Here is a 25486-nt window from a genome sequence, read left to right on the forward strand (position 1 = left end):
CGCAGCATCGCCCATGTCATCGTCTCAAGCCTCGCCAACCGCCATCATCATCGCACAGGGCAAGCTACTCGACTTCATCGACGGCATCACTCAGCGCGACGAAACTCCCGAGGAATACGTCCGGCAGGAAATCGCCAAGTCGCTTGTGCGCGAATACGGCTACGGCAAACAGGATATTGCGGTCGAATTCAAGGTGAAGCTCGGCAGCTCCTCGAAACGCGCCGACCTCGTGATATTCCCATCGGGAAGTGGGCACTCACAGGAAAACGCGCTCATGATCGTCGAGTGCAAACGGCAGGATGTGAAGCCCGCCGACAAAAAGGATGGTGTGGCCCAACTCGAAAGCTACCTCGCCGCCTGCCCCAACGCAAAATTTGGCATGTGGACGAATGGACTGGAACGCATCTGCTACCGTGTCGTCGTGAGAAAAGGCGAACGCACCGTCGCCGAGATTCCCGATCTGCCCACGTTTGGCCGCGACGAAGAGGATGCCGAGCGTCCGCTCTTCGACCAGCTCAAGCCTGCCACCAGCGACGCCCTGCTCTTCGCCTTCCGCCGTTGCCACAACTACATCGCCGGCAACCAAGGGCTGCAAAAACCCCAGGCATTCTGGGAACTGCTCAAACTCATCTTCTGCAAAATCCATGATGAACGCCACAACGAGGAAGTGCAGTTCTATGCCGGAGCCACTGAACGCCAGAGCGTGAATGGTCACCTCAAGGTCAAGGAGCGCATTGAGACTCTGTGGACGGAAGTCAAAAGCGACTATGGTGCCATCTTCAGCCCGGCCGAAGGCATCGGCTTGGAGCCGCGTGTCCTCGCCTATCTTGTCTCCCAACTCCAGATGTATTCCCTGCTGGAAAGCGACGTGGATGTGAAGGGCCGCGCCTATGAGGAAATCGTCGGCTCCAATCTCCGAGGTGACCGCGGCGAATTTTTCACCCCGCGCAACATCTGCCAAATGGCCATTGCCATGCTTGATCCCGGCGAGCACCAGCTCATCCTTGACCCCTGCTGCGGCACGGGTGGATTCCTCATCACGGCGATGAACCACGTCATCGAAAAAATCCGTGACGCAGAGGTAAAGAAGTGGAAGGGCAAACCCGAACGCGCTCTTGAGCCTATCCGCGCCCGCATTCAGAAATTCGCCTCCAAATTTATCGCTGGCATCGATTTTAACCCCGAACTCGTAAAAGCCTCCAAGATGAACATGGTGATGAACAATGATGGCGCGGGCGGGCTCTTTCAGGCCAATTCCCTCGAAAATCCCGCCGTCTGGTCGTCCGATCTCCGCGCTCGCAACCTTATGGGCAAGGTGGACCTCCTCTTTACCAATCCCCCCTTCGGCTCGAAAATTCCCATCACCGATCCCGCCATTCTTGAACAATACGACCTTGGCCACGCTTGGAGTTACGACAAGACCTCCGACCGCTGGATGATGCAGGCGGGCACCGTGAAATCCCAGCCTCCGGAAATCCTTTTCATCGAACGCTGCGTGAAATTTCTCCGCTCCGGCGGACGTTGTGCAATTGTCCTGCCCGATGGTATTCTCGGCTCGCCCGGCCTCGGCTATGTGCGTGAATGGATTCTCCGCCATGCCAGAATTCTTGCCAGCATCGACCTTCATCCCGACACCTTCCAACCGCTTGTCAGCATCCAGACCAGTGTTCTCGTGCTGGAGCGCAAAGACCAGCAACTTGTCGCCATTGAGCAGGCGGCGGGAAAGCTCAACGACTACTGCGTCTTCATGGCCGTCGCCAATCACATCGGACACGATAAACGCGGCAACAAAACCTACGTTCGCAACAAGGACGGCAGCGAACTCGTCCGGGAGCTCGTTCGCTCCGTGCTGGAATATGAAAATGGCATCCCGGTCTATAAATCCCAGCGCGTGCAGATGAAAGAAGTGGATGACAACACTCAACAAATCGCGCACCAATTCCGCCAATGGCTATCCGAGCAAGACTAGTCGCCCCGCCTCCCCCCGCGCCCGATCCGCTGCCCGAAATCGCGCCTAAGTGGACGGCGGTCCCCGCGCATCTTCTTTGGCAAGGCGACCGCCGCATGGAAGGAGAAACGTGGCTGTCCAGCGGTTACGGCCTCGCCGTCGCGTTGCGGGAGCGTGCCGTGGGCTGGAAAAAATTTGAACAACTTGCCCGAGTGACAATGCCAGGACGCACAAAGGGAATTCTAGTGTCGTCAGAGAAGGGAACACCCTTCCTTGCTGCAACACAGGTTTTTGATATTCGCCCAGTGCCTCGAAAATGGCTGGCGGTCGACAGGATTAATAATGCTCGGTCTCTTTTTATATCAGAAGGAACGATTCTTGTTACCCGTTCGGGTAATGTCGGGCGATCAACTTTGACGACTGATACGATAAAAGAAATTCTTTGTTCTGATGACCTCCTTCGCGTCGAAGCGCGGGAACCGGAGCAATGGGGATGGCTTTACGCCTATCTTCGCTCGCCGCAGGCACGGGCGATGATGACCGGCGCGCAATACGGCCATATCATCAAGCATCTCGAATGCGAGCACCTCAACGCCCTGCCCGTGCCCGTCGTGCGCAAGGGCATTGCCGCCGATTTCCAAAAACGCACGCAAGCCATTCTCGACTCCCGCAACCGTGCCCATCGCCTCACACTCGAAGCGGAAGAACGGTTTGAGCAGACACTCGGCCCATTAAAAGTGAAGGACTGGGGCGAAGCTGGTTTCGACATTCGGGCGTCCCTTCTCTTCGGTGATCGTCGCCGTCTTGAAGCCACTCCTCATAACCCCGGCGTCGCCACCATCCGCCGCCATTTGGCGAAAAACGGAAAGGGACTTTTTACCGTAGCTCGCGCAGGTTTCGACGTTTGGTTGCCAAGCCGTTTCAAACGCATTCCAGCCGAGGACGGAATTGAGTTAGTGGACAGCTCCGCTGTTTTTGAAACCAATCCAGACCACAACAAACGCATTGCCGACGGCGATTTTGGTGACGCCTTCAATGGACGAGTGAAGGCCGGTTGGCTTTTGATGGCGCGTTCAGGCCAGACCTATGGCATTAACGGCAACGTCGCCTTTGCGACTGTCGCGCACGAAAACCGAGCGGTTTCCGATGACTTGCTCCGTATTGCCCCCAATAAAGAATCAAAAATGCGAGCCGGCTATCTGTTCGTCGCGCTTTCGCATCCGCTGCTTGGTCGCCCGCTCGTCAAGTCTCTCGCCTATGGCTCAAGTATTCCGCATATCGACGCTGCCGATTTACTTTTGCTCGAAATCGTCCGTCTCCCCTCCCGTGAGGAAAACGCCATCGCCGACCTGGCTGAGGAATCCGCCGCCGAGCGCGCGCGGGCCGACGTGCTGGAACGCAAACTGGCCGACGACGCCAGCTTGCTGATTGAAAAGTTTCTCTCCGGCTCCATTGCCGAATTTGAAGTTTGAAGATGCCCAATCCAAAATCGATGGGGATGAAACCGCTTCACTGTTTTTCGCCATTGCTGTCCACGTTTGATCAAAAATCCTGGCTCCCTCCCCTGCAAAAGCAGTCATCCACAGATATCGGCGCGTATCAATTTCACACCTACATCGTTTTGGAGGACATGCGCCAAGGCGGACTAAAAGATCTTTACAAGGAAGCATGGCGTCAGGTCCGACAGGGTGATCCCGACAAAACCGCTTATCATCAGCGAAGCCGGCATGTGGAAGTGGGGACCGACGAAGGAAACCAAGACCGGCGCGGCCAACAATGCCTGGGACCGCGAGAATCCATGGGCCTATGGTGTATTCATGGCCGAATACGCCATCCAGTCGATCGAGGTCGGCACATGGAGCGTGCTAGCCTGGATGCTCGACGACAATTCACACCATGGTTTCAACTGGGGCATGTGGACTTCGAAGGCGGACGGCATGAAGCTGCGCCCGTGGTTTTACACTTGGTCACTCTTAACCGGTGCGTTTCCAGCGGGCAGTAAATTTCAGAAAGTATATTCACCTCCCGTTTATGCCAACCTACGGATACTTGCAGCCAAACTACCTGACGCCACCAAAGCGCCAAACGCCGACAACAACGCGTGGTCCATCCTGATTGTGAACAATGGCGAAAAACACTCGCGCATCCGCGTGCGAGTTCCCGGCGTCACCGCGCAACAGACCGCCGTTTACACCTACGCCAGACAAGCCGCCAGGGTGGATGCAGACGGCTTCCCCGTGCCCGTTGCCACAACGACAATAAATCTGGATGACGGCTTCCCCATGAGTTTCCCGCCGCAAAGCGTCACGATCATTATGCCGTAAAATTCCTCTGACCGGCGCCCACGCAACGTCCACCACGAACCGGCGCGGCGCGCCTTCACTCCGTATTCATTTTCCGGCCACGGTTGGACCATCGCACCACACACCGTCGATCAACGTCACCTTGGGCACGGCGGGCAATCCGGTCTCGTTGCGCGAAAGCTGGCCTGCCAGCAATTCCACTGCCGTCGAAAAAATCTCCCCCCACGACTGCCGGATGCCCGCCATTGGGCGCGCCCCGCCATTAAGCACATCCAGGCACGCGTAGCTCACCTGCGTCGGCACCGCGATGCCGCGACAGCCAAGCCAGTCGAGTAACACATCACGACTCATGCCGATGATCGCGTCCGGCCCGGTCTGGTCGAACCACCGGTAAAACTCGTCACGATTCATCTCGAACCCCGTCAATAATGCGGTTGTAGCGATAATTGGGATACTTGCCGCCATTATCGTCCCCACTGTCGGCACGGTCCGCCGCTCCGACGGCAGTATGCGCACGCTCGCCAAAACCACGCTGGCCGACGGCACACCGCCGTCATTCGAGATCCTCCTGCGCAACATCCGCCGTTAACACCGCGCAACCATTTGCCCCCCGCACATCCCCGCACCACGCCCCCCGCCGCGCCGTGCGCTCACTTCTCCGGTGCCACGTAGTCGCGCGGGCCACCCAGCCGCATGAACTGGCGGTATAGAAGCCACGACGACGCGAGCGCGATTAGCGCAAGGATGCAGGCGGTGACAAAAGTGAGCCGGTAGTTTTGCACGCCGGCCGTGATGCCCCAGTCGCGCGTGAACGGGATGCGCTCAAAAATGTCGGCGACGAACGCCCCCACGCGATTGTTGCCGTCAATAATCATTCCCATTGCCGGCGCGAACGCCATGCCGCCGATCGAGCCAAGCAGCCCGCCCGCCGAGGCAAACTGCGCATAACGCTGATGCGGCAAAAGCTTCATCCCGAGCGACGCTGCGCTCGTGAAGTAACAGCCGCTGATGATGCCGTGAAATACCCACGCCGTCAGGAATGTGCTCGGAGTGTCCGCGTAACAAGCGCCCCACGCCATGGCGACAGCGTAAAGAAAAAGGAAACACATGCCCATGCGCAGCGGGTGAAACCGATCCGCCATCCAACCCAGAAACCACGACAAACACAACGAACACGTATACGTGAGCGCCAATGCGTGACCGTATCGCGTCATATCAATCCCAAGCGATTCCCGATAACGGATCGCGAACACATTGATCGGGTTGAAACACAGACCCGCCATCATCGTGAACAGGAAAAAGGTAAAATAGTAGCGGCTAAAGTAACACTCACGGCAATACGTCCAGACATTGCGCGCAAAATTGACGCACCAATTTCCAATCGGATTCCTGATCTTGCGCGGCGGCACGGGGGGGGGGGGGGGATAGTTGCCCTCCTTCACCTTGTAACAGACCCACATGAAGGCCACGCCGTAAAAGACGCCGATCACGGACAGGAGCAGCGAAAAGTAAAAAAACGTCCCCGTCCCCTTGTCCTTGTCCAACATGCCCACGAGCCAGAAATTGAAAATGATGCCATCAATCAGGCTGATCGCACGGAACAGCCCGTAAAAACGTCCGAGTAGTGGTTTTGGAACTACATCGTTGATAAGGCCGCCGAAGACCGAGCCACCGATGATGGTTGCAAACTCAAAAGCCGCCCAAAAAACGCCGAAGCAGGCAATCGAAACCGAAATCGGGTCCTGGAGGTGTCCGATGAGCCACGCGCCAGGCACCGAGCCATCGAGCAAGCCGTGGAGCCAGCCGCCGAAAACATGCTCCTTGGCAAGCACGGCGTGGAGCCAGCGCGCAATAATCGGCGTCGCCGCCAGCCCCAACATGCCGACAGCCGCGAAGGGCGTTGTGACCAGCAAAAAAGGAATACGTCGCCCATATTTGCCACGATGCCGGTCGGACTTCATGCTGATGATAGGACCAAGAATGAAGTGGAGCGCGGCCGGAAACGAAGCCGTCAGCAACGCGAACGTCCACTGCGACACATTCATCTGCGTGAGATACCACTGCGCCATCGTCCCCACCGAGCGGTCGCGCATCGACCACGAAAAATCCCCCCACAGCAGCCATAGAAAAAGCACGATGATGCCGCTGGTCGTGTAAGTCAGCGTGCCCACCGTCCAACTTTTTTTCCCCGTGGCCGGATCCACGTGAATGTAGGACGCCTCACTGCCCGGCCTAGGCGCGGCGGCAGAGGCGGGCGTGGAGTTGGCGGCGGGGGGGGGGGGGGGGGGATTGGACGGGTTGCTCATGGAATGACGGGGAGTGGACGAGTTGTGATAGTCTTGGGAAAAAAGGGTGTCGGGTGTTGCGGAAAGAAACGTCAAAGGTGAGGCAACCTGACCCGGCCGCCAACCCATGCCCTGAGGCTCCCGAATCAAGGACAGGAAACCCGGGGTGAATCAAAAACCAAAATCCCCTCCCTTAGCACAAAACTGATCCTGCCTCATGTTTTGTGCAGATGAGAAGACATCATCCGTCCGCCCTGCCATTCCCCCCCCTTGTCACACCGCCAGTGCTTTGCCATCGACGCCCCCTGCCAAACCTGAATTTCTCGCACACCATTTTCCAGCACGCCATTTAATCAGACCAGACCACCTGCATGCCCGCGGATCCTGCCACTATCCATCTTCGCCCATGGCCCACAGCACTCACATTCTAGACCTGCTGGCCGCCTACTTTGACGGACGCACCTTCGCCCCCGCCGCCCTCGTCGCCCTCAAACGCGGGCGCTTTGGCAACGCCGTCGTTTACCGCTACCGCGACTCCGCCGCTGCCGTTGACTGGATCATCAAGGACTTTCACCACTCCCCGTGGTGGATGCGCCTCACCTTCGCCCGTTTTTTCATCAAACAAGAATACCGCGCCCTCTCCCACCTTCAGGGCCTCCCCGGCATCGCGTCGGAAGTCCACCGCCTCTCCCCCCTCACCGTCATCTACCCCTACGTCCAAGGCACCTCTCTGGCCAGCCTGCCCAAGAACAGCGTGCCCAAGACATTTTTTCTGGAAATGGAAACCATTGTGGAAGCCATGCACGCGCGCGGCATGGTGCACCTCGACCTGCGCAACCTGGGCAACATCCTGTGCAGCGACGACGGACATCCCCACCTCATCGATTTTCAGTCCGCCTTTCGCCTTCCCCGCTGGACGCCCAAATGGTTGCGCCGCGTCCTTTGCAACGCCGACCGCTCCGGCATCTACAAAAGCTGGGCGCGACGCGGCACCGACCCCCTCGACCCCGAACGCGAAGCCTTCCTGCGGCGCGCCAATCGCATAAGAAAACTCTGGATTCTGCGCGGCTATCCACTCAGCAAATTCAAACGCTGGCTGAAAAAGAAATTCGCCCGCAAACCCACCCCTCCCCCCCCCCCCGCTCCGCCGCCTCATAACTTCCGATAGATTTTGTGATCATGCGTTTGCCCTTTTGACCAGACCGGCAACCTTCACACTCTCTCCCACACACCACCACACATGGCTGCATCCACGGAATACGATCTTATTGTCATTGGCGGCGGGCCCGCAGGCTACGCAGGCGCGATCCGCGCCGGACAACTCGGCAAAAAAGTCGCCTGCATCGAACTCGAACGCGCCGGCGGCACCTGCCTCAACTGGGGCTGCATCCCAACAAAAGCCCTCCTCAAAAGCGCCGAACTCTACCAAAAAATGAAAAAGAGCGACGTTTACGGCATCACCGCCAAAGACGTCACCTTCGACTTCGCCAAAGTCATGAGCCGCTCGCGCGACGTGTCCGCGCAGATGGCCAAAGGCATCGAATTCCTCTTCAAGAAAAACAAAGTCGATTACTTCGTTGGCAAAGGCCACGTCCCCGCCGCCGGCATGGTCGAAATCACCGAAGGCGAACACAAAGGAAAGTTCTTCAAAACCAAAAACATCCTCATCGCCACCGGCTGCAAAATGCGCCGCATCCCCGGCCTCGATTACGACGGCGTGCGCGTCATGACCTCGCGCGAAGCCCTCGCCAACACCAAGCTCCCCGAATCCATCATCATCGTCGGCGCCGGTGCCATTGGCGTGGAGTTTGCCTACTTCTTCAACGCCCTCGGCACCAAAGTCACCCTCGTCGAGATGCTCCCGCAAATTCTTCCCGTGGAGGATCAGGAAATCGCCAAAACCCTCCACCGCGCCTTCGACAAACAAGGCATCACCACGCTCGTGGACACCAAGTGCGAAAACTTCCGCGTCGGCAAAAACACCGTCAAAGTCGACCTCGTTACCGGCGACAAAAAGCAGGAAGTCGAAGCCGAGTTGCTCCTCTCCGCCATCGGCGTCGTGGCCAACATCGACGGCGTCCTCGGCAAATCGATCAAAGCCGAACTCGACCGCAACTACCTCAAAGTCGGCCCCGACTACCAGACCACCACGCCCGGCATCTATGCCGCCGGCGACATCATCGGCCCGCCCTGGCTCGCGCACATCGCCACCTTCGAAGCCGTCAACGCCGTCAACGGCCTGTTTGGCCACGGCACGCCCAAGCGGATCGGGGATAAAAACTTCCCCGGCTGCACCTACTGCCAGCCCCAGGTCGCCTCCATCGGCCTCACCGAAAAAGCCGCCAGAGATAAAAAACTCGACATCAAGATCGGCAAATTCCCCTTCACCGCCTCTGGCAAAGCCGTCGCATCGGCCGAGAGCGAAGGATTTGTGAAAGTCGTCACCGACGCCAAGACCGGCGAGATTTACGGCGCGCACATCATCGGCAACGAAGCCACCGAACTCATCGCCGAGTACGGCCTGGCCATCGAACTGGAAGCCTCTGTCGAAGAAATTCACCAGACCATCCACGCCCACCCGACGCTCAGCGAAGCCATCATGGAAGCCGCCGCCTCCTCCATGGGCGAGGCCATCCATATCTAAAAAAATGGCCCAGATGTTTTTAGACAGAATTAACAGAATTCTCAAAATTACCCAAATGCTCTGAGGTAACTCGTCCTCAATTCCATCTATTCTGAAAATTCTGTTAATTCTGTCTAAAAAAAGACCCGGACTGAACTCTTTAGTAGGCAGAAAAATCTGTGATTCTCCGTGCCTTTGTGTCTCTGTCGTTAACTCATTTTCCGAAAACGCATCATCATGACGACCCTCACACCCGAACAAAAAGCCGCTGTCGCCACTTGGGTGGCCGCTGGCGACAACCTCTCCGCCATCCAGAAACGCCTCAACGAGGAGTTCCAAGTTTCCATGACCTACATGGACGTGCGCTTCCTCGTCGATGACCTCGACCTCACGCTCAAGGACCCCGTGGCCAAGGCCGACGCCTCCGACGTATCCAAGTCCCCCCCCCCCCCCCCCGGTGCCACCAATTCGCCGGACGAGGACGACGACATCGACGAAACGTTGCCCGCCACTCCGCCCGACGGCACCGCTGGCAACGTCCGGATCGACGTGGACAACGTGACGCTCATTCCCGGTGCCATCGTCAGCGGTTCCGTCACCTTTAGCGACGGCGTCACCGGCAAATGGATCGTGGACCAGCAAGGCCGGCCCGGCTTCACGCAAGTCAGCCGCGAAGGCTACCGCCCCACCAAGGAAGACGCGCAAGCCTTCATGCAAAAACTCGACGAAGCCCTCCGCCAAAAAGGCTACTAAAAAAAACTGATGGGACGCGAAACGATCCGTGGCGCGGGTTTGTTTTTCTAATTCCTAAGGGAACTCCTAAAAATTACACAGAGGAGGCACAGAGTTTGGGGAAGCCTGTCCGGTGGAAGGACATTTTCCTCGCGAATGAATGTCTCTGTAATTCATTTATTATAAATAAAATAATATTTTTTACGGAAAAAGGAGTAAAGTCGTTTTGTCCTCCCTAAACTCTGTGCCTTCTCTGTGATCTCTGTGTAATTTCTGATTTTTAGAACCACCCCTAATTTCTACTTCCTAAATTCCCCGCCCCCCGACACCCTCCCGCCATCATGAAACGACTCATCCCCCTCTATCTCGCCGCCCTGCTCAGCCTCGCCGCCACCACGCACGCGCAAGGCGTCTATGCCAAGGCGCTCCAAGCCGCCAAAAAAGCCGCCGGCACCGCCTCCAGCGGACTCGGCCAGGTCGAACTAATGGAAGGCGTCACCCAATTTTTCACGACCGGCCTCGATGCCGCAGGCCGTGATTTTGCTCCCAAAACCAAGCTCCCCGGCGATCTCACCAAGTTTCAGAAAGCCCTCGAAAAAGCCGGACAGAAAGACGCCCTCAAACAACTCAACGACAGCGTCACCCAAATCGCCGACGCCTCTGTTCCCCGCGCCGTCGCCATCCTCAAAGGCATGCTCAACGAGATCAAAGGCGAAGACATCGTCACCCTCCTCGCCGGCAAAAACACCTCGCTCACGGACGCCTTCCGCGAAGCGACCACCGAACGCCTCAACGCCCAACTAAAACCCTTCGCCGAGCAAATCGTTCCTGCTGCCAAGCTCGACAAACGCCTCTCGCAAATCGTCTCCGCGCTCGGCGACGCCGGCAAGGACATCGACCAGAAGGAGATCGTCGAAAAACTCGTTGAGCTCGCCCAAAAACAGACCGTCAACGGCATCTACGGCGCCCTGAGCTCCTCCGAGGTCAAAGTTCGCGCCGATCCCGACGCCACCAAAAACAAGGCCATCATCAAAGCCTTTACCTCGATCAAAAAGTAACCCGCAGGGAGGACGGAACTCCCCGTGGACATCATTTTTTTAGGCACCGGCACCTCTCATGGCATCCCCATGATTGCCTGCGAGTGCCCGGTGTGCACCTCGACCGACCCGCGCAATCACCGCACCCGCTCCTCCGTTCATGTCATTATGGACGGCCTGCGCATCCAGATCGATGCCGCCCCCGAATTTCGCCTTCAATGCGTGCGCGAAAAAATCACCGACATCGACCTCTTCATCCTCACCCACGGCCACGCCGATCACATCGTCGGCATGGATGACCTCCGACGCTTTTGCGACCGCCGCGAAGGCACCGCCCTCCCCGTCTATTCGACCGACGAAGGCCTCAGCCGCGTACTGGCGATCTACCCCTACGCCATCATCGAACGCCCCGTCACGCAGGGCTACGCCGCCTTTCAACTCACCGTCATGCCCCCCGTCCTGACGTTCCCCCAAGGCACGATCTCGTCCACCCTGCTCCCCCACGGCGGCGTCAACACCCTCGGCCTCGTCTTTGAAGAGCGCAGCACCGGATGCAAATTCACCTACTACACCGACTGCAAGCGCGTGCCCGCCGCCGCTGTCGCCCTGGCTGCCGGTTCCGATGCCGTGGTGCTCGACGGCCTCCGCCCGCAAGAACACCCCACGCACATGAACATCACCGAAGCCCTCGAAGCCGCGCGCGCCATCGCCGCCCCGCAAACCTACCTCACCCACATGGCTCACACCGTGGACCACCCCACCGTCAGCGCCACCCTTCCCCCCGGCATCGCCCTCGCCCACGACGGCCTCCGCCTCCACTTGGAATAAATCTGGAGGGCGGGTCTCCCGACCCGCCGACGGTGCGCAGCACCGCCCTTCCGATTCCGGGTGGGCGCGGCTTGCTCCGCGTCTGGCGGGGGATTGGCAACACCCCCCCCCCTCCCCTCCAACGACGGCAGAATTAACTTGCGACTCCCCGCCCCGCATGGATGCCATTGCTCTGCATGAAACACGCCTCGCCCCTTATTGTTGCAATCCTCCTCGGTTTGGGGATGGCGACGGCGTCCGCCCAGAGCAATGCGACCACCCCCGTTGACGCCACCCGGACGAACGCGCAATTCATCCCCGAAGCCACCGTGACCCCCGAGGTGAAGGACAAAAAGACCGCCGCCCGCCTCCAGTCCAAACGCTTTCAAGACCCCCGCAGCCGCCAGGTCCGGGAAAAAAAACCAGCCCCCGCCGCCGACAAACGCTCCAATATCGAACTCAAGGAGACCCGCGAGAAAAACGTCCGCGACAAAAAAGAGATCACCGTCGAAAAGCGCACTCCCGAAAAATCCCTCTACGACGGCAAACGCTCCCGCATCCAAACCTCCGACCTCTTCGACACCACCCGCAAAACCAACCGCTTCCAATCCTACATCAAGGACGCCGTTCCCCTCACCAAGACAAGCGAACCCTACATCGAAAAACGTGCCTCGCTCGACACCATCAACCGCTTCGCTTTCCGCCGCAACGGCATCCCTGCAAGCGACAAAATCACGGTGACGCCCGCCGGGGATCCGCTTCGCGGAAATTAAGGGAGGTTCTGAAAATTCATTTTTGCACAGAAGATAACCAAGAAAACGAAGATGAAGACAGGGAGCATAATTTGTTCTAAGTTATTTATTTCCAATATTTTATTAAAAAACAAAAATTCCACTTCAATTGATTATCTTCGTTTCCTTCGTTACCTTCTGTGCAATTTTCAGAACCTCCCTTAATTCTTAATTTCTTCGTCAGCCCGCTGCCATGAAGCCCCTCCGATTGTTGCAGTTTAACATCCAGTACGGACAAAATTGGAACGAATCCTCTCCCGATCACGCACCATGCGATCTGGAATCGACCATTGAGACGATCCGCCGTCTCTCGCCCGACGTCATCCACCTCCAGGAAGTCGAGCAGGTCGGCGTCGGCGGTGTGCATCCCGAACCCCCGCCCAACTACACCCGCCTTCGCGCCGCACTCTCCGGCTACGACAGTTGCTTCTCCTACCCGCGCCCCGATCCCCGCGAACTCCCCTTCGGCATCGGCCTGGCCATCTTCTCGCGCACCCGGCTGCACGACTGCTTCCGCGAAGACCTGCCCTCCCCGCCCGTGGAATTCGTTTTCGACAACCAGACCACCACCCCGACCGACCGGCTCCTGATCGGTGCCACGACCAAGATCGGCGGTCACACCCTCTCGTTGCTCAACACGCACCTCCTCGCGTTCTTCATGCTCAACACCACGAGCATCGAGCACCCTGAGCAACGCCAACGCATTGCCACGCACCTGCAAGGCGCGCGCGGCCCCACCCTCCTGAGCGGCGATTTCAACGTGCGCAACCACGAATCCCTGCGGGCGCAGTTCAAGCGCGAAGGCTTCACCACCGTGCAATACGAGAAGCCCACCTGGAAGCGCCAGCCCTACGTGCTCGACCACATTTTTTATAACAACGAACTGCGTTGCGTGAGTCACGAAGTCATCACGACCCCCGCGAGCGACCACCACGCCATCGTCGCCGATTTCGAATTTGTGTAAATTCCCAAGGAGTGCCCCTCCCCCCCCCCTCCGTCCCATCGTCCATTGCCCATGCCTGCCGTCACCAAACTCCTCCACACCCGCATGAGGGTCAACGACCTCGCCCGCAGTGTTAAGTTTTACGAAGAAGCGCTTGGCCTTGCCGTCGCCCTTCGCATGGAGTCACCACGCGGAGCCCAACTCGTTTACCTCAACACGCCCGGCAGCGAAGAGCAGATTGAACTTTGCCAGATGCCCGCCTCCTCCGGAGCCCCTTCCGTGCAAGTGCAACCCGACCTCATGCACCTCGCCTTCGAAGTGGAAAACCTCGAAACCTTCGCCGCCGACCTCGCCGCCAAAGGCTACGCCCTCAGTGATGGCCCCACGCCCGTCGGCGACGGCTCCATCATCGCCTTCATCGACGCCCCCGAAGGCTACGAAGTGGAACTCATCCAGCGCGCACGCTGAATCTGGCGCGGGCCTCCCGCCACCCCCCTATTTGCAAAGTTTTACAAACGTATAAGCAAAGCTCCTCCGCCGTTGACACCCTGCGCGGTCGGGCCTTGCGTCTCACTCTTTCCGCGCCCGCGCACCCTCCCGCGTGCAGGGACGGCGGCAAAACTTTTTTTCCGTACCACACCCACATCAACCATGTCAGTCATCAAGAAAACCAATAAAGCCGCGGCCTCCAAAACCGCCGCCAAGTCCACTCCCAAAGCCGCCTCAAAAGGCACCAAAAACGTCAAATACGTTTACACTTGGGGCGCTGGCAAAGCCGACGGCAACGGCGGCATGAAACCCCTCCTCGGCGGCAAAGGTGCCAACCTCGCCGAAATGACCCGCATCGGCCTTCCCGTTCCTCCCGGCTTCACTGTTACCACCGAAGTCTGCACCTACTACTACGCCAACAAACGCACCTACCCCGCCTCCCTTCAGGCCCAGATGGAAGCCGGCGTCAAAAACATGGAACGCATCATGGGCACCAAGTTTGGCGACTCCCAAGGCTTCCCGCTGCTTGTGGCCGTCCGCTCCGGCGCGCGCGACTCCATGCCCGGCATGATGGACACCATCCTCAACCTCGGCCTCAACGACCAGACCGTCGTCTCCCTCGAAAAAGCCACCAAGAATCCCCGCTTTGCCTGGGACTGCTACCGCCGCTTCATCCAGATGTACGGCGACGTCGTTCTCGGCGTGCAGAAACGCGAAAACGAAGACCACGAACCCTTCGAAACCGTCATCCACGCTTACAAACACGAAGTCTACAACGCCGACATCGAAGACTCCAAACTCACCGCTGCCGACCAGCAGGAACTCGTCAAACGCTTCAAAGCCCTCGTCAAAGAACGCACCGGAAAAGTGTTCCCCAACGACCCCTGGGACCAACTCCGCGGAGCCGCCGGTGCTGTATTCGGTTCTTGGATGAACGACCGCGCCATCGTCTATCGCCGCAAGTATAACATCCCCACCGAATGGGGCACCGCCGTCAACGTGCAGGCCATGGTCTTTGGCAACACAGGCGACACCTCCGGCTCCGGCGTTGCCTTCACGCGCAACCCCGCCAACGGCACCAACGAATTTTACGGCGAATTTTTGATCAACGCCCAAGGCGAAGACGTCGTTGCCGGCGTTCGCACCCCCGAACCCGTTGCCAACCTCAAGAAGGAAATGCCCAAGTCCTACGCCGAACTTTTGAAAGTTCGCGCCATCCTCGAAAAACATTTCAAGGACGTGCAGGACATCGAATTCACCATTCAGGAAGGCAAGCTGTTCATGCTCCAGACGCGCAACGGCAAGCGCACCGCCGCCGCCGCGCTCAAGTTCTCCATCGATATGGTGAAGGAAAAACTCATCAACTGGGAGACCGCCATCCTCCGCAACCCGGCTGACCAACTCGAACAACTCCTCGCCCCCATCTTCGACCTCTCCGAAGTCAAGAAAGCCAAAGTCATCGCCACCGGCCTCCCCGCCGGCCCCGGCGCCGCCACTGGCAAAATCTACTTCAACGCCGAGCGCGCCGTTGCCGCTCACGAGAAGGGCGAAAAAGTTCTCCTCGTTCGCGTCGAAACCTCGCCCGAAGACCTTCGCGGCATGATCGCCGCCGAAGGCATCCTCACCGCCCGCGGAGGCGTCTCCTCGCACGCCGCGCTCGTTGCCCGCCAGATGGGCAAAGTCTGCGTTTGCGGTGCCGCTGCCGTCCAAATCGACTACGACAAAAAAGTCGCAATCGTTGCCGGACAACATTTCAGCGAAGGCGATTACCTCTCGATCGACGGCACTGCCGGCACCGTTTACGCGGGCCAGATCAAGACCGCTCCCTCCGAGATCATCGCGGGCCTGCTCCACGGCGACAAAGCCGCGCAAAAGACCCAAAAATACAAGGACTACGCGCAACTCATGTCCTGGTGCGCCAAGGCCACCAAACTGCAAGTCCGCACCAACGCCGACACGCCCGAGCAGGCCGCCAACGCCATCGCTTTCGGCGCGACCGGTATCGGACTCACCCGCACTGAGCACATGTTCTTCGAAGGCGACCGCATCGACGCCATGCGCGAGATGATCCTCGCCGACACCGTTGAAGCCCGCGAAGCCGCGCTCGCCAAACTGTTGCCCTACCAGCGCGACGACTTCTTCGGAATCTTCAAGGCGCTCAAAGGCTATCCCGCCACGATCCGCTTCCTTGATCCCCCGCTGCACGAATTTCTCCCCCAGACCAAGGAGCAGCAGATGGACCTCGCCCGCAAACTCGAGATCCCGGTCGAGAAAATCATGACCCGCGTGCACGAACTCCACGAGTTCAACCCGATGCTCGGATTCCGCGGCTGCCGTTTGGGAGTAAAATATCCGGAAATCCCCCGCATGCAGGCCCGCGCCGTGTTCGAGGCTGCCGCCGACGCCCTCAAAAAAGGCATCAAGGCCAAGCCTGAAATCATGATTCCGCTCGTCGGATTCAAACGCGAACTCGACCAGCAAGTCGCCATCGTTCACGAAGCCGCCGCCGCCGTGCAGAAGGAGAAGAAGGTGAAGCTGACTTATTCGGTTGGCACGATGATCGAAGTCCCGCGCGGCGCGCTCACCGCCGACGAGATTGCGCGGACGGCTGAGTTTTTCAGTTTCGGCACCAACGATCTCACGCAGACCACGCTCGGCATGAGCCGCGACGACTCCGGCAGTTTCCTCGGCGCGTATCAGGAGCACGAGATCATCAAGAAAAACCCCTTCGCCTCGATCGACCAGACGGGCGTTGGACAGCTCATGGAAATCGCCATCGCCAAAGGCCGCGCCACGCGCCCCGACATCAAACTCGGCATCTGCGGTGAACACGGCGGCGACCCCGACTCGGTGAAATTCTGCCATCGCATCGGTTTGGCCTACGTGAGTTGCTCGCCGTATCGCGTCCCCGTCGCCCGCCTCGCCGCTGCCCAAGCCGCCGTCGAGGAATCGCTCGCCGCCGCGAAGAAAGCATCAACTACGAAGACGAAGAAGAAAAAGTAACCATTGCCGGGGACTCGCGCAGTCCCGCCCTCCAGGCAGAAACTTGTCTCCGTGCCCTTGGGCACGGAGATTTTACTGGCTGAACGTGAACCGATGGCACTGGCTAGTCAGGACAAGTAAAAAATGAGCAGGCAATTTTCAGTATTCGAGATTTGTGCCGGAGCCGGCGGGCAAGCGTTGGGGTTGCATCAAGCGGGCTTTGCATCCGCAGGCGCGGTTGAAATTGATTCTGATGCCTGCAAAACGCTTCGTTTAAACCGCCCGGACTGGAATGTGTTTGAATGCGATGTCCGGGAAATACGCGGACGCGATTTTGCCGGGGTTGACTTGCTCGCTGGCGGGGTTCCCTGCCCTCCATTTTCGACAGCAGGAAAGCAGTTGGGGAAAAATGATGAACGAGACCTTTTCCCTGAAGCGTTGCGGCTTGTAAGAGAGATCAAGCCAAGGGCGGTCATGCTCGAAAATGTAGGCGGATTCGCCTCGCAAAAATTTTCTGCCTATCGCCGCCATATATTCGATGACCTGATGGACATGGGGTACACCCCGTCGGCACGTCTGATTCAGGCGAGTGAACTGGGCGTACCGCAACTCCGTCCCCGTTATATCATAGTTGGACTACGCAAGGACGATTATCTTCGTTTTTCAATGAATTTCAAAGTGATCACAGCTCCTACAGTAGGGGCCACATTGCTTGATCTAATGATGCAGAATGGCTGGGCAGGCGCCCATGCATGGTCCAGCCGCGCCAATGACATTGCCCCGACCCTTGTAGGCGGTTCCAAAAAGCATGGAGGCCCTGATCTGGGTCCAACACGCGCAAAACGCCAGTGGGCCGCCTTGGGTGTTGACGGAATGGGAATCGCCGATTCCGCACCAGAGGCAAATTTTCCACAAGATGCCAATCCGCGCCTCACGGTGCGCATGGCCGCACGGATTCAAGGATTCCCCGACAACTGGCTGTTTCACGGACGAAAAACAGCGGCATACCGGCAGGTTGGAAATGCTTTGCCTCCCCCGGTATCCCGGTTTGTTGGAAGCAAAATCATCGATGCATTTTCCGCTGCTGCCACCACTAGCTACGATTCCCACCAAGGGACGCAGCTTGTGTTTATGGAAAAAAATACGAAAAAAGAAACGTCCCGCAGGTCAGTCACAAAAGCCGACACTAAAAATCACGCTTCTTATCATGATAAAAAACGTAAACGAAGGTCTGCTAAAGCAATCCAGGCAACTCTTTCATAAAAGACTCCTCGAAGGGCCTCTCACTATTACAAATGATGTGCCTGCCGTTGCCGACAAGGACAACGACAAGAGCATATCCATCGCAAGCGGCATGTTGAAGCGCATGGGTGCCACCCGGACAGTCGATAAAAAACACGCCGGGCAAACTGCGGGCGGCTTGTTTGAGAAAATAGTCAAACAATTTGTCGAGGAGACGTTCCTGCACCTCAAACATTTACGTCCCGGTTCATGGAATGTCATCACCAATCCCGGTGCTATCACCCAGTTCGAGCAATACAGACATCTTGAGGATTTGCTGGCCTTGGTAAAAAAACATCCGGAGGTCAAATCTTCACTTGGTGGAGATTATCTCATCAAACCGGACATAGTGATCGCCCGCTCTCCCGAACCTGATGAAGTCTTGAATGGCGATGGCAGGCAGGTTGTATCCGCAGATTTCCCCGCCCACTCGCCACTCCGTCGCCTGAACAACGGACACCCCATTTTGCACGCCAGCATTTCCTGCAAATGGACAATCAGAAGTGACCGAAGTCAAAACACCCGTACAGAAGCACTGAATCTGATGCGAAACCGCAAGGGGACCGTTCCTCACGCCGTTGCGGTAATTGCAGAACCACTGCCCAGTCGAATCGGCTCCATCGCCTACGGTACCGGCGATCTGGATTGTATTTATCATATAGCACTGCCCGAACTGCTTGCCGCCTGCTTAGCATCAGGGGATGATGATGAATTGCAGGTTCTGATAAAAGGACGCCGCCTGCGCGACATTGCCGACCTGCCCCTTGATCTAGCGACGTGACAGCCCCCCTTTTTCCCTCTGTCTAGCAGGCACACGCATCCCCATGTCCGACGTTTTCACCAAGGCCAAACGCTCCGCCGTCATGGCGCGCATTCGCGGTAGTGGGAACAAGGATACCGAATTGCGCTTGATCGCGATTTTCCGGGAGAACGGCATCACCGGCTGGCGGCGCAAACAAACGGTGCTCGGGAAACCTGATTTTGTGTTTCGCAAACCGCATTCAGGAATGAAACGCCTCGCCGTGTTTGTTGACGGCTGCTTCTGGCATGGCTGTCCGCTCCACGGCACGCAGCCCAAAAACAACGCGGAATTCTGGCTCGCCAAAATCGCCCGCAATCAAACCCGTGACCAACTCGTCACGCGAACATTGCGGGCGCGCGGATGGCGCGTGTTGCGTATCTGGGAACACGAACTCGCCCGCAAAAACCGCGCCCGTCTGCTCGCCAGATTACGACGCACCGGGATTATTTGACGTCAGGCGCCTGATGCACCTTTGGCGTCCAGAGCGCGTATTGGGGAACATCATACAAGAACGCCTCGGGCTCCGTCGTTGGGCGGAAAAACGGCCGGTCTGCCATCGCCGTCAGCGCCTCCGGCAAATCATAGGGAATGCTCACCGCCCCCGCTGGCGCGGGCGTCCAGTGGCGAAAACCCTCCGGCAATGCCAGCCCCTCCCCCCCCCCCCCTCCCGCCAGCGCAGCCAAATCCGCACTCGCCATGCGCGCCAGCGGCTGTCCCGCGCGCGCCACATGCCATGAATCGCGACGCGCATCCACGATGAGCGCCATCCCCGGACGGGCCAGAGCCTCCGTCACGATGGACAAACCTTGAAATGAAAAAACCGATACACCCGGATTCACGGCCCGCCATGTGCGAATCGCCGCCGCCGCCGTGCGAATGCCAAGCACCGAACCCGGTCCCTCGCCAAACGCAAACCCCCTCACCTCCGCCAGCGTCAACCCGCCCGCCTTCGCCAGCGCCCGCTCCACGCCGCGAAACACACCCGAACCCGCCTCCTCCTCGCAACGCTCCCAAACCGGCGACTCGCCCGGCGTCCGCCACACGCCGACAAACACAACCGACGACGAACTATCAATCAGCAACAAAGGCGCATACCCCGCCAGCACCTCTCGCAACGAGAACGCCGTGCCAACCATCCCCCCCCCTGCCGTGGCTTGGTGCATTGGATGTTCGACGTTCGATGTTCGATGTTCGATGTTCATTGTCGCCCTCAATGCCCGTGCCCCCGCTCCACGATCACGACCAGCACTCCCAGTATCATAAACAGCACCGCCAGCAGCCCCGACTCCATGCGCTCGAAACGGCGCAGGTTCACCCGCTCCAGCCCCATGAGCGTCAGCCAGGTAAACAACAACATGCCGCCCAGCGCCCCGACCGCCAGAATGACACTGAGCACAAAAAAGCCCATCCACCCGAATTGCGAACCCGACAGATAAACCGGCAAAAACGTCTCGCACGGCGACAACGTGAGCATCACGAACAACCCACCCGCCGCCGCCCAATCACTCGTGTGAACCCGTTCCGGTCCGGCGAGCGGACTCTCCTTGAGTTCGTGTTCCCAGTGACTCTCGCCCGCCTGCGTTCCATGTCCCTCCACATGCGCATTGCTCCCGTCCGCGTCCTCGCCGTCCGCAAACTCGTCCTCGTGACCGCACTCCGGCCCCGGCTGATGTTGCCCGCCCGGCGGATGATGATGACACACCCCACGCCCGCGCAGTTGCCGCCACGCATAATACAACCCCACGGCGAATAAAAACCCGCCCACCAGCCACGGGAACATATGGCCGAGACGATGATTGAGCTGAAACCCAAACCACGCGATCGCCAGCCCCAGCAAACTCGTCAGCAACACGTGCCCGAGACCAGCGAACGCCGCCACGCCCAAGGTTTTTGTCCGGCTCCAGCCGCGTGCCCGCGACACCAGCACAAAAGGCAGCCAATGCGTGGGGATCACCGCATGAAAAAAGGCCACGCTGAATCCAGTGGCGGCCACGGTAACGAGAGCGGTGTTGTTCATTAATAGAGTTGTGAAGACGAACAGAGAACGATGACGAACGGAGAACCTAGCAAAGTCGTCAAGCCCCCCCGCCCGGCAACGAATACCGTCCAGCGCGCCGTCGCGTCATCGCTCAGGCCGTCAAGTCCGCCCACTCGGCCAGACTCTTCACGGCCCACGCCTTGTCGGTGCGCTTGGCGAGACCGGCGAGCACGCCGCCCATGCCCAGCTCGATGAAGTCAGTGGCACCGGCGGCCACGGCATTGCGCATGCAGTCTTCCCAAAGCACGGACGACACGACCTGCTTCACCAACGCCGCCCGGATGTCCTCCGGCGCGGAGATCGTCTGGCCCGTGGTGTTGGTGAGGACGGTGAGTTGAGGCGCGTTGAACTTCACACCCGCCAGAAACGCCGCGAACTCCGCGCGCGCCGGTTCCATGAGACGGCTGTGGTAGGCGCCCGCGACGTTGAGCGGGATCACGCGCTTCATGCCCCGGTCCTTGCCGGCGGCCACGGCGGCCTCCACTTTGCCCTTCTCGCCCGAAATGATGATCTGGCCCGGAGCGTTGAAATTGGCCGCCTCGATGTCGAAATCGCGGCAAAGCTCGGCGACCTTCTCGCGCTCCTCGCCGACCACCGCCGCCATGCCGCCGACGGTCGCCTCGCACGCCATCTGCATGAGGCGTCCGCGTTCGGCCACGACTTTCAGGCCCGTTGCAAAATCAAACACCCCCGCCGCCGTCAGCGCGGTGATTTCACCGAGGCTGAGCCCGAGGGCGATCTTCACGCCGTCGAGCTTGCTTTGCTCCTTGAGGATCGCGTGGAGCGCCAGACCATGCACGAACAGCGCGGGCTGACAGACCTTGGTCTGGGTGAGTTCGGCATCCGGACCTTCAAACGAAATCTTGGCGATGTCCCAGCCGAGCACGCTGTTCGCCTCATCGTAGAGAGCGCGCGCAACGGCTGAGTTATCGTAAAGGGACTTGCCCATGCCCACTTTCTGGGCGCCCTGACCGGCAAACAAGAGTGCAGTAGCCATAGTGAAAAGGAGATGCGTAGCCGCCCCCTCCGCCAAAACAAGCACGAAAGCAGTGAACAATGAGCAGTGAACAGTGAAGCAGTGAACAGCGGGGGGGGGGGGGGGAGAGGATTCAAGACGGTTCACTGCCGCACTGTTCACTGCTTCATTGTTCACTGTTCACTGTTCACTGTTCACTGAAAAAAAACTGCTTGCGCCGCCCGTGATGTTTCAGGAACTTCGCTCCTTGCGTCAGTCAAGACCCGTCCGGTTACGGATCTTGACCATGTCTGGTCTGGCTCTCCGCCGGATTTGGAACGGTGACATCGGCAACCGGGACGGATCGGCTGGCACAACCAGCCCCCCCCCCCCCGGCAGCGGATGGCACGGAGCTCGCAAGAACTCCCTACAGACGTGTTAACCACCTAACAACCAACAAAATGTCAACAATCGCCAAGCCCGAGATCATCACTCAATTCAAGACGCACGACAAAGACACCGGCTCCTCCGATGTCCAAATCGCGCTCCTGACCGCCCGCATCAACCACCTCACCGAGCATCTGCGCACGCATCGGAAAGACTTCCACAGCCGCCGCGGTCTGCTCCAAATGGCCTCCCGCCGTCGCAAGCTGCTTGACTACGTCAAGCGCCACGACCTCGCCAAATACAACGAGCTCCTCCAAAAGCTCAGCCTCCGTAAGTAAAAAGCCACAAAGCCTTTCCCACAAGACGGGCGACCCGATCCGCGGATGTCGCCCGTTGTCTTTGCCCCCCCACACGGCAAAACGCTCGCGCCAGAGACTTCCGGGACATTTCTGATTGCCGCCTCCCCCCCCCCCCCCCCCCTCCGGCGGGAGGCGGCAACCAGAAATCTCTCGAAGCTCCCGAGAATTGTGAAACGGGCCACCCGTTCCTGATTTCAGTTTAACCCACACACACTTTCTCCCTGGTCCGGCCACGCGCCGGCTGCGGAGCAACCATGCGGACGAGGACCATTCCGGTTCCCATCCGCCTTCACACCAAAAATAAACCCACCGCGCGCACACCTTGCGCGCACCTCCTACCGAACAGACAGACCGCGCGGTTTCTCCAAACGCATCTTACACGCAAAGGGACCGCACCCCGTCCGAACGAAAAACAAACACCGTTAGAAATAACGAAATCCAAGAAAAAGCTAAGATAATGAATAACAAACAAACCGTCGAAGTCCCCGGCACCAACATCAAGTTCACCACCGGTGACATGGCCAAATTCGCCAACGGCGCCGTCACCGTCTCCATCGGCGAGACCAACGTCTTCGTTGCCGCCACCGCCGCCACCACCATCAAACCCGGCCAGGACTTTTTCCCCCTGACCGTCGATTACCGCGAAAAGTACTCCGCCGCAGGCCGTTTCCCCGGTGGCTACTTCAAACGCGAAGGCAAACCCTCCGAAAAAGAAATCCTCACCTCCCGCCTCTGCGACCGCCCCTGCCGCCCCCTCTTCCCCGAAGGCTTCCTTAACGAAGTCCAAGTCGTCGGCCTCCTCCTCTCCGCCGACCAACTCCACGAAGCCGACATCGCCATGGTCAACGGCGCCTCTGCCGCCCTCGCCATCTCCGACATCCCTTGGGCCGGCCCCATCGGAGCCGTTCGCGTTGCCCAGATCGACGGCCAGTTCGTCGCCAACCCCACCATCGAGCAAATGTTCAGCTCCTCTCTCGACCTCATCTACGTCGGCACCGAGAAAGACATGCTCATGATCGAAGGCTCTGCGGACCAAATCCCCGAAGACCGCTTCGTCGAAGCCCTCGAATTTGCCCACCAAGCCATCCAGCCCATCATCGCTGCGATCAAGGAACTCGCCGCCAAAGTCGGCAAACCCAAGGCCCAATTCGCCCTCGTCACCGCCAAGCCCGAAGCCCGCGCCATCATTGAACGCGTTGTCCCCATTGCCCGCGTCTCCGAAGCCATCTTCGGCTTCGAAAAACAAGTCCGCGGCGCCAACGTCAACGCTCTCAAAGTCGAAGCCGAAGCCGCCCTCAAAGCCGAACTCGGCGAAGGCAACTACGCCCCGCACGACATCTCCATCGTCTTCGAAGACCTCCAGTACAAAGCCTATCGCGCCACCGTCCTCGAACGCGGCCTCCGCGCCGACAAACGCGACGCCAAAACCATCCGCCCCCTCGCCTCCGAAGTCGGCACCCTCCCCCGCGTCCACGGCTCCGCGCTCTTCCAACGCGGTGACACCCAGACCCTCGTCACCGCCACCCTCGGCCCCACCAAGGAAGCGCAAGACATGGACGGACTCACTGGCGGCGCCACCTCGAAGTCATTCATTCTCCACTACAACTTCCCTCCCTACTCGGTTGGTGAAACCGGCCGCTTCGGCAACCCCGGACGCCGCGAAATCGGCCACGGAGCCCTCGCTGAACGCTCCCTCGTTCCCGTCCTCCCTCCCGAAGACGTGTTCCCCTACACCATCCGCCTCGTCTCCGACATCATGGCGTCCAACGGCTCCACCTCCATGGCCTCCATCTGCGGCGGCTGTCTCGCTCTCATGGACGCCGGCGTGCCCATCATCGCTCCCGTCGCCGGTATTTCCTGCGGCCTCATGACCAGCAACAAAGACGACGGCTCCATCGACAAATGGGTCACCATCACCGACATCCTCGGCGAAGAAGACCACTTCGGCGACATGGACTTCAAACTCGCTGGCACCACCTCTGGCATCACCGGCTTCCAACTCGATCTCAAGATCAAGGGCCTGCCCATTGAGATTGCCCGCACCGCCATCTTCCAAGCCCGCGACGCCCGCGTCGAAATCCTGAAGGCCATGCTCGGCGCCATCCCGGCTCCCCGCAAAGCCCTCAGCACCTATGCTCCCCGCATCCAGACCATCCAGATCGACCCGGAAAAGATCGGCCTCCTCATCGGCCCCGGCGGCAAAACCATCCGCCGCATTGTCGAAACGACTGGCGCGCAGATCGACATTGCCGACGACGATTCGGGCAAGGTGTTTATCTATTCCAACAACGCCGACGCGATGAACCGCGCCATCAGCGAAATCGACGGCCTCTGCGGTGGCAGCGGCGGCGGTGCGCAAATCGAAGTGGGCAAAATCTACACCGGACGCGTCAGTGGCGTGAAGGAATTCGGCGCTTTTGTTGAATGCCTCCCCGGCAAGGAAGGTCTCTGTCACATCAGCGAACTCGCCGACTTCCGCGTGCGTCGCACTGAGGACGTCGTCAAGGTTGGCGACTCGATCACCGTCAAGTGCATTGGCATCGACGAGCGCAGCAACAAAGTCCGTCTCTCCCGCCGCGCCGCGATGAAAGACCTCGAAGCCCAGCAACAGGCGCAAGCCGCCGCTCCCGCCACTCCGGAAGCCCCCGCCGCTGCGCCTGCCCCCGAAGCCGTCGTCGAGACTGCCGAGAAGCAAAGCTAACCGGTAACGAAATTGGAGGGCGG

General features: G+C 59.0%; 22 protein-coding genes. 17 read left to right on the top strand and 5 right to left on the bottom strand.

Annotated elements, in window-relative coordinates:
• Window positions 1-13 precede the first annotated feature (13 nt).
• The 3 genes from OBACDRAFT_RS05500 to OBACDRAFT_RS05515 all read left to right on the top strand — a co-directional run bounded on the left by OBACDRAFT_RS05500 (window position 14) and on the right by OBACDRAFT_RS05515 (window position 4272).
• Window positions 14-1969, top strand: a complete 1956-nt coding sequence (locus tag OBACDRAFT_RS05500; protein WP_043583417.1) for a type I restriction-modification system subunit M — start codon at window positions 14-16, stop codon at window positions 1967-1969.
• The gene (locus OBACDRAFT_RS27930) at window positions 1948-3420 is read left to right on the top strand and encodes a restriction endonuclease subunit S domain-containing protein (RefSeq protein WP_157836925.1); all 1473 of its coding nucleotides are present in this window, start codon (window positions 1948-1950) and stop codon (window positions 3418-3420) included. The genes OBACDRAFT_RS05500 and OBACDRAFT_RS27930 overlap by 22 nt, the downstream gene beginning before the upstream one ends.
• 216 nt (window positions 3421-3636) lie before the next feature.
• On the top strand, window positions 3637-4272 hold the full coding sequence (locus tag OBACDRAFT_RS05515) for a hypothetical protein (protein WP_232766686.1): 636 nt from the start codon (window positions 3637-3639) through the stop codon (window positions 4270-4272).
• A 66-nt stretch (window positions 4273-4338) separates the two neighbouring features.
• Here the strand turns inward: OBACDRAFT_RS05515 and OBACDRAFT_RS05520 are convergent, their stop codons facing one another.
• Both OBACDRAFT_RS05520 and OBACDRAFT_RS05525 read right to left on the bottom strand, forming a co-directional pair.
• Complete coding sequence (locus OBACDRAFT_RS05520) at window positions 4339-4662, bottom strand: hypothetical protein (RefSeq protein ID WP_232766688.1); 324 nt, start codon at window positions 4660-4662, stop codon at window positions 4339-4341.
• 239 nt (window positions 4663-4901) lie between these two features.
• Entirely contained in the window at window positions 4902-6557 is a 1656-nt protein-coding gene (locus OBACDRAFT_RS05525) for an MFS transporter (RefSeq protein ID WP_081721828.1), read from the bottom strand.
• A 385-nt stretch (window positions 6558-6942) separates the two neighbouring features.
• Here OBACDRAFT_RS05525 and OBACDRAFT_RS05530 point away from each other — a divergent pair, with 385 nt between their 5' ends.
• From OBACDRAFT_RS05530 to OBACDRAFT_RS05585, 12 genes are all read left to right on the top strand, one after another.
• On the top strand, window positions 6943-7704 hold the full coding sequence (locus tag OBACDRAFT_RS05530) for an RIO2 family protein (RefSeq protein WP_052361243.1): 762 nt from the start codon (window positions 6943-6945) through the stop codon (window positions 7702-7704).
• Between the two features lie 72 nt (window positions 7705-7776).
• Entirely contained in the window at window positions 7777-9180 is a 1404-nt protein-coding gene (lpdA, locus tag OBACDRAFT_RS05535; RefSeq protein ID WP_043583425.1) for a dihydrolipoyl dehydrogenase, read from the top strand.
• A gap of 216 nt (window positions 9181-9396) precedes the next feature.
• Entirely contained in the window at window positions 9397-9912 is a 516-nt protein-coding gene (locus OBACDRAFT_RS05540) for a hypothetical protein (protein ID WP_043583427.1), read from the top strand.
• Between the two features lie 320 nt (window positions 9913-10232).
• Entirely contained in the window at window positions 10233-10949 is a 717-nt protein-coding gene (locus OBACDRAFT_RS05545) for a DUF4197 family protein (RefSeq protein WP_043583430.1), read from the top strand.
• 69 nt (window positions 10950-11018) lie between these two features.
• Entirely contained in the window at window positions 11019-11756 is a 738-nt protein-coding gene (locus OBACDRAFT_RS05550; RefSeq protein ID WP_232766690.1) for an MBL fold metallo-hydrolase, read from the top strand.
• 176 nt (window positions 11757-11932) lie between these two features.
• Complete coding sequence (locus OBACDRAFT_RS05555) at window positions 11933-12508, top strand: hypothetical protein (RefSeq protein WP_043583434.1); 576 nt, start codon at window positions 11933-11935, stop codon at window positions 12506-12508.
• A 211-nt stretch (window positions 12509-12719) separates the two neighbouring features.
• Window positions 12720-13490, top strand: coding sequence for an endonuclease/exonuclease/phosphatase family protein (locus OBACDRAFT_RS05560; protein ID WP_043583435.1), 771 nt, complete (start codon window positions 12720-12722; stop codon window positions 13488-13490).
• Window positions 13491-13541: 51 nt separating this feature from the next.
• Complete coding sequence (locus OBACDRAFT_RS05565) at window positions 13542-13937, top strand: VOC family protein (protein ID WP_043583437.1); 396 nt, start codon at window positions 13542-13544, stop codon at window positions 13935-13937.
• Window positions 13938-14120: 183 nt separating this feature from the next.
• Window positions 14121-16961 carry a pyruvate, phosphate dikinase gene (gene ppdK / locus OBACDRAFT_RS05570; RefSeq protein ID WP_043583439.1) on the top strand — a complete coding sequence of 947 codons (2841 nt, stop codon included), beginning with the start codon at window positions 14121-14123 and terminating at the stop codon, window positions 16959-16961.
• A gap of 123 nt (window positions 16962-17084) precedes the next feature.
• The gene (locus OBACDRAFT_RS26255) at window positions 17085-18203 is read left to right on the top strand and encodes a DNA cytosine methyltransferase (protein ID WP_081721829.1); all 1119 of its coding nucleotides are present in this window, start codon (window positions 17085-17087) and stop codon (window positions 18201-18203) included.
• Window positions 18148-19002 (top strand): NgoMIV family type II restriction endonuclease, encoded by an 855-nt coding sequence (locus OBACDRAFT_RS05580; RefSeq protein ID WP_043583441.1) that lies wholly within the window; start codon window positions 18148-18150, stop codon window positions 19000-19002. The genes OBACDRAFT_RS26255 and OBACDRAFT_RS05580 overlap by 56 nt, the downstream gene beginning before the upstream one ends.
• A 43-nt stretch (window positions 19003-19045) precedes the next feature.
• Window positions 19046-19474: a very short patch repair endonuclease gene (locus OBACDRAFT_RS05585; RefSeq protein WP_043583443.1), complete on the top strand. Its 429-nt coding sequence runs from the start codon at window positions 19046-19048 to the stop codon at window positions 19472-19474.
• Here the strand turns inward: OBACDRAFT_RS05585 and OBACDRAFT_RS05590 are convergent.
• The 3 genes from OBACDRAFT_RS05590 to fabD all read right to left on the bottom strand — a co-directional run bounded on the left by OBACDRAFT_RS05590 (window position 19467) and on the right by fabD (window position 22058).
• Entirely contained in the window at window positions 19467-20186 is a 720-nt protein-coding gene (locus OBACDRAFT_RS05590) for a peptidase M22 (protein ID WP_269799056.1), read from the bottom strand. The genes OBACDRAFT_RS05585 and OBACDRAFT_RS05590 overlap by 8 nt on opposite strands.
• Before the next feature lie 47 nt (window positions 20187-20233).
• Window positions 20234-21040 (bottom strand): hypothetical protein, encoded by an 807-nt coding sequence (locus OBACDRAFT_RS05595; RefSeq protein WP_043583445.1) that lies wholly within the window; start codon window positions 21038-21040, stop codon window positions 20234-20236.
• Window positions 21041-21152: 112 nt separating this feature from the next.
• The gene (fabD, locus tag OBACDRAFT_RS05600; protein ID WP_043583447.1) at window positions 21153-22058 is read right to left on the bottom strand and encodes an ACP S-malonyltransferase; all 906 of its coding nucleotides are present in this window, start codon (window positions 22056-22058) and stop codon (window positions 21153-21155) included.
• Window positions 22059-22477: 419 nt separating this feature from the next.
• Here fabD and rpsO point away from each other — a divergent pair, with 419 nt between their 5' ends.
• Together rpsO and pnp are read left to right on the top strand one after the other, a co-directional pair.
• Window positions 22478-22741: a 30S ribosomal protein S15 gene (gene rpsO / locus OBACDRAFT_RS05605; protein WP_052361247.1), complete on the top strand. Its 264-nt coding sequence runs from the start codon at window positions 22478-22480 to the stop codon at window positions 22739-22741.
• Window positions 22742-23219: 478 nt separating this feature from the next.
• Window positions 23220-25463 (top strand): polyribonucleotide nucleotidyltransferase, encoded by a 2244-nt coding sequence (gene pnp, locus OBACDRAFT_RS05610; RefSeq protein WP_052361253.1) that lies wholly within the window; start codon window positions 23220-23222, stop codon window positions 25461-25463.
• Window positions 25464-25486: the final 23 nt, after the last annotated feature.

Origin of the sequence: Geminisphaera colitermitum TAV2, from assembly GCF_000171235.2 — a bacterium.
GTDB lineage: Bacteria > Verrucomicrobiota > Verrucomicrobiia > Opitutales > Opitutaceae > Geminisphaera > Geminisphaera colitermitum.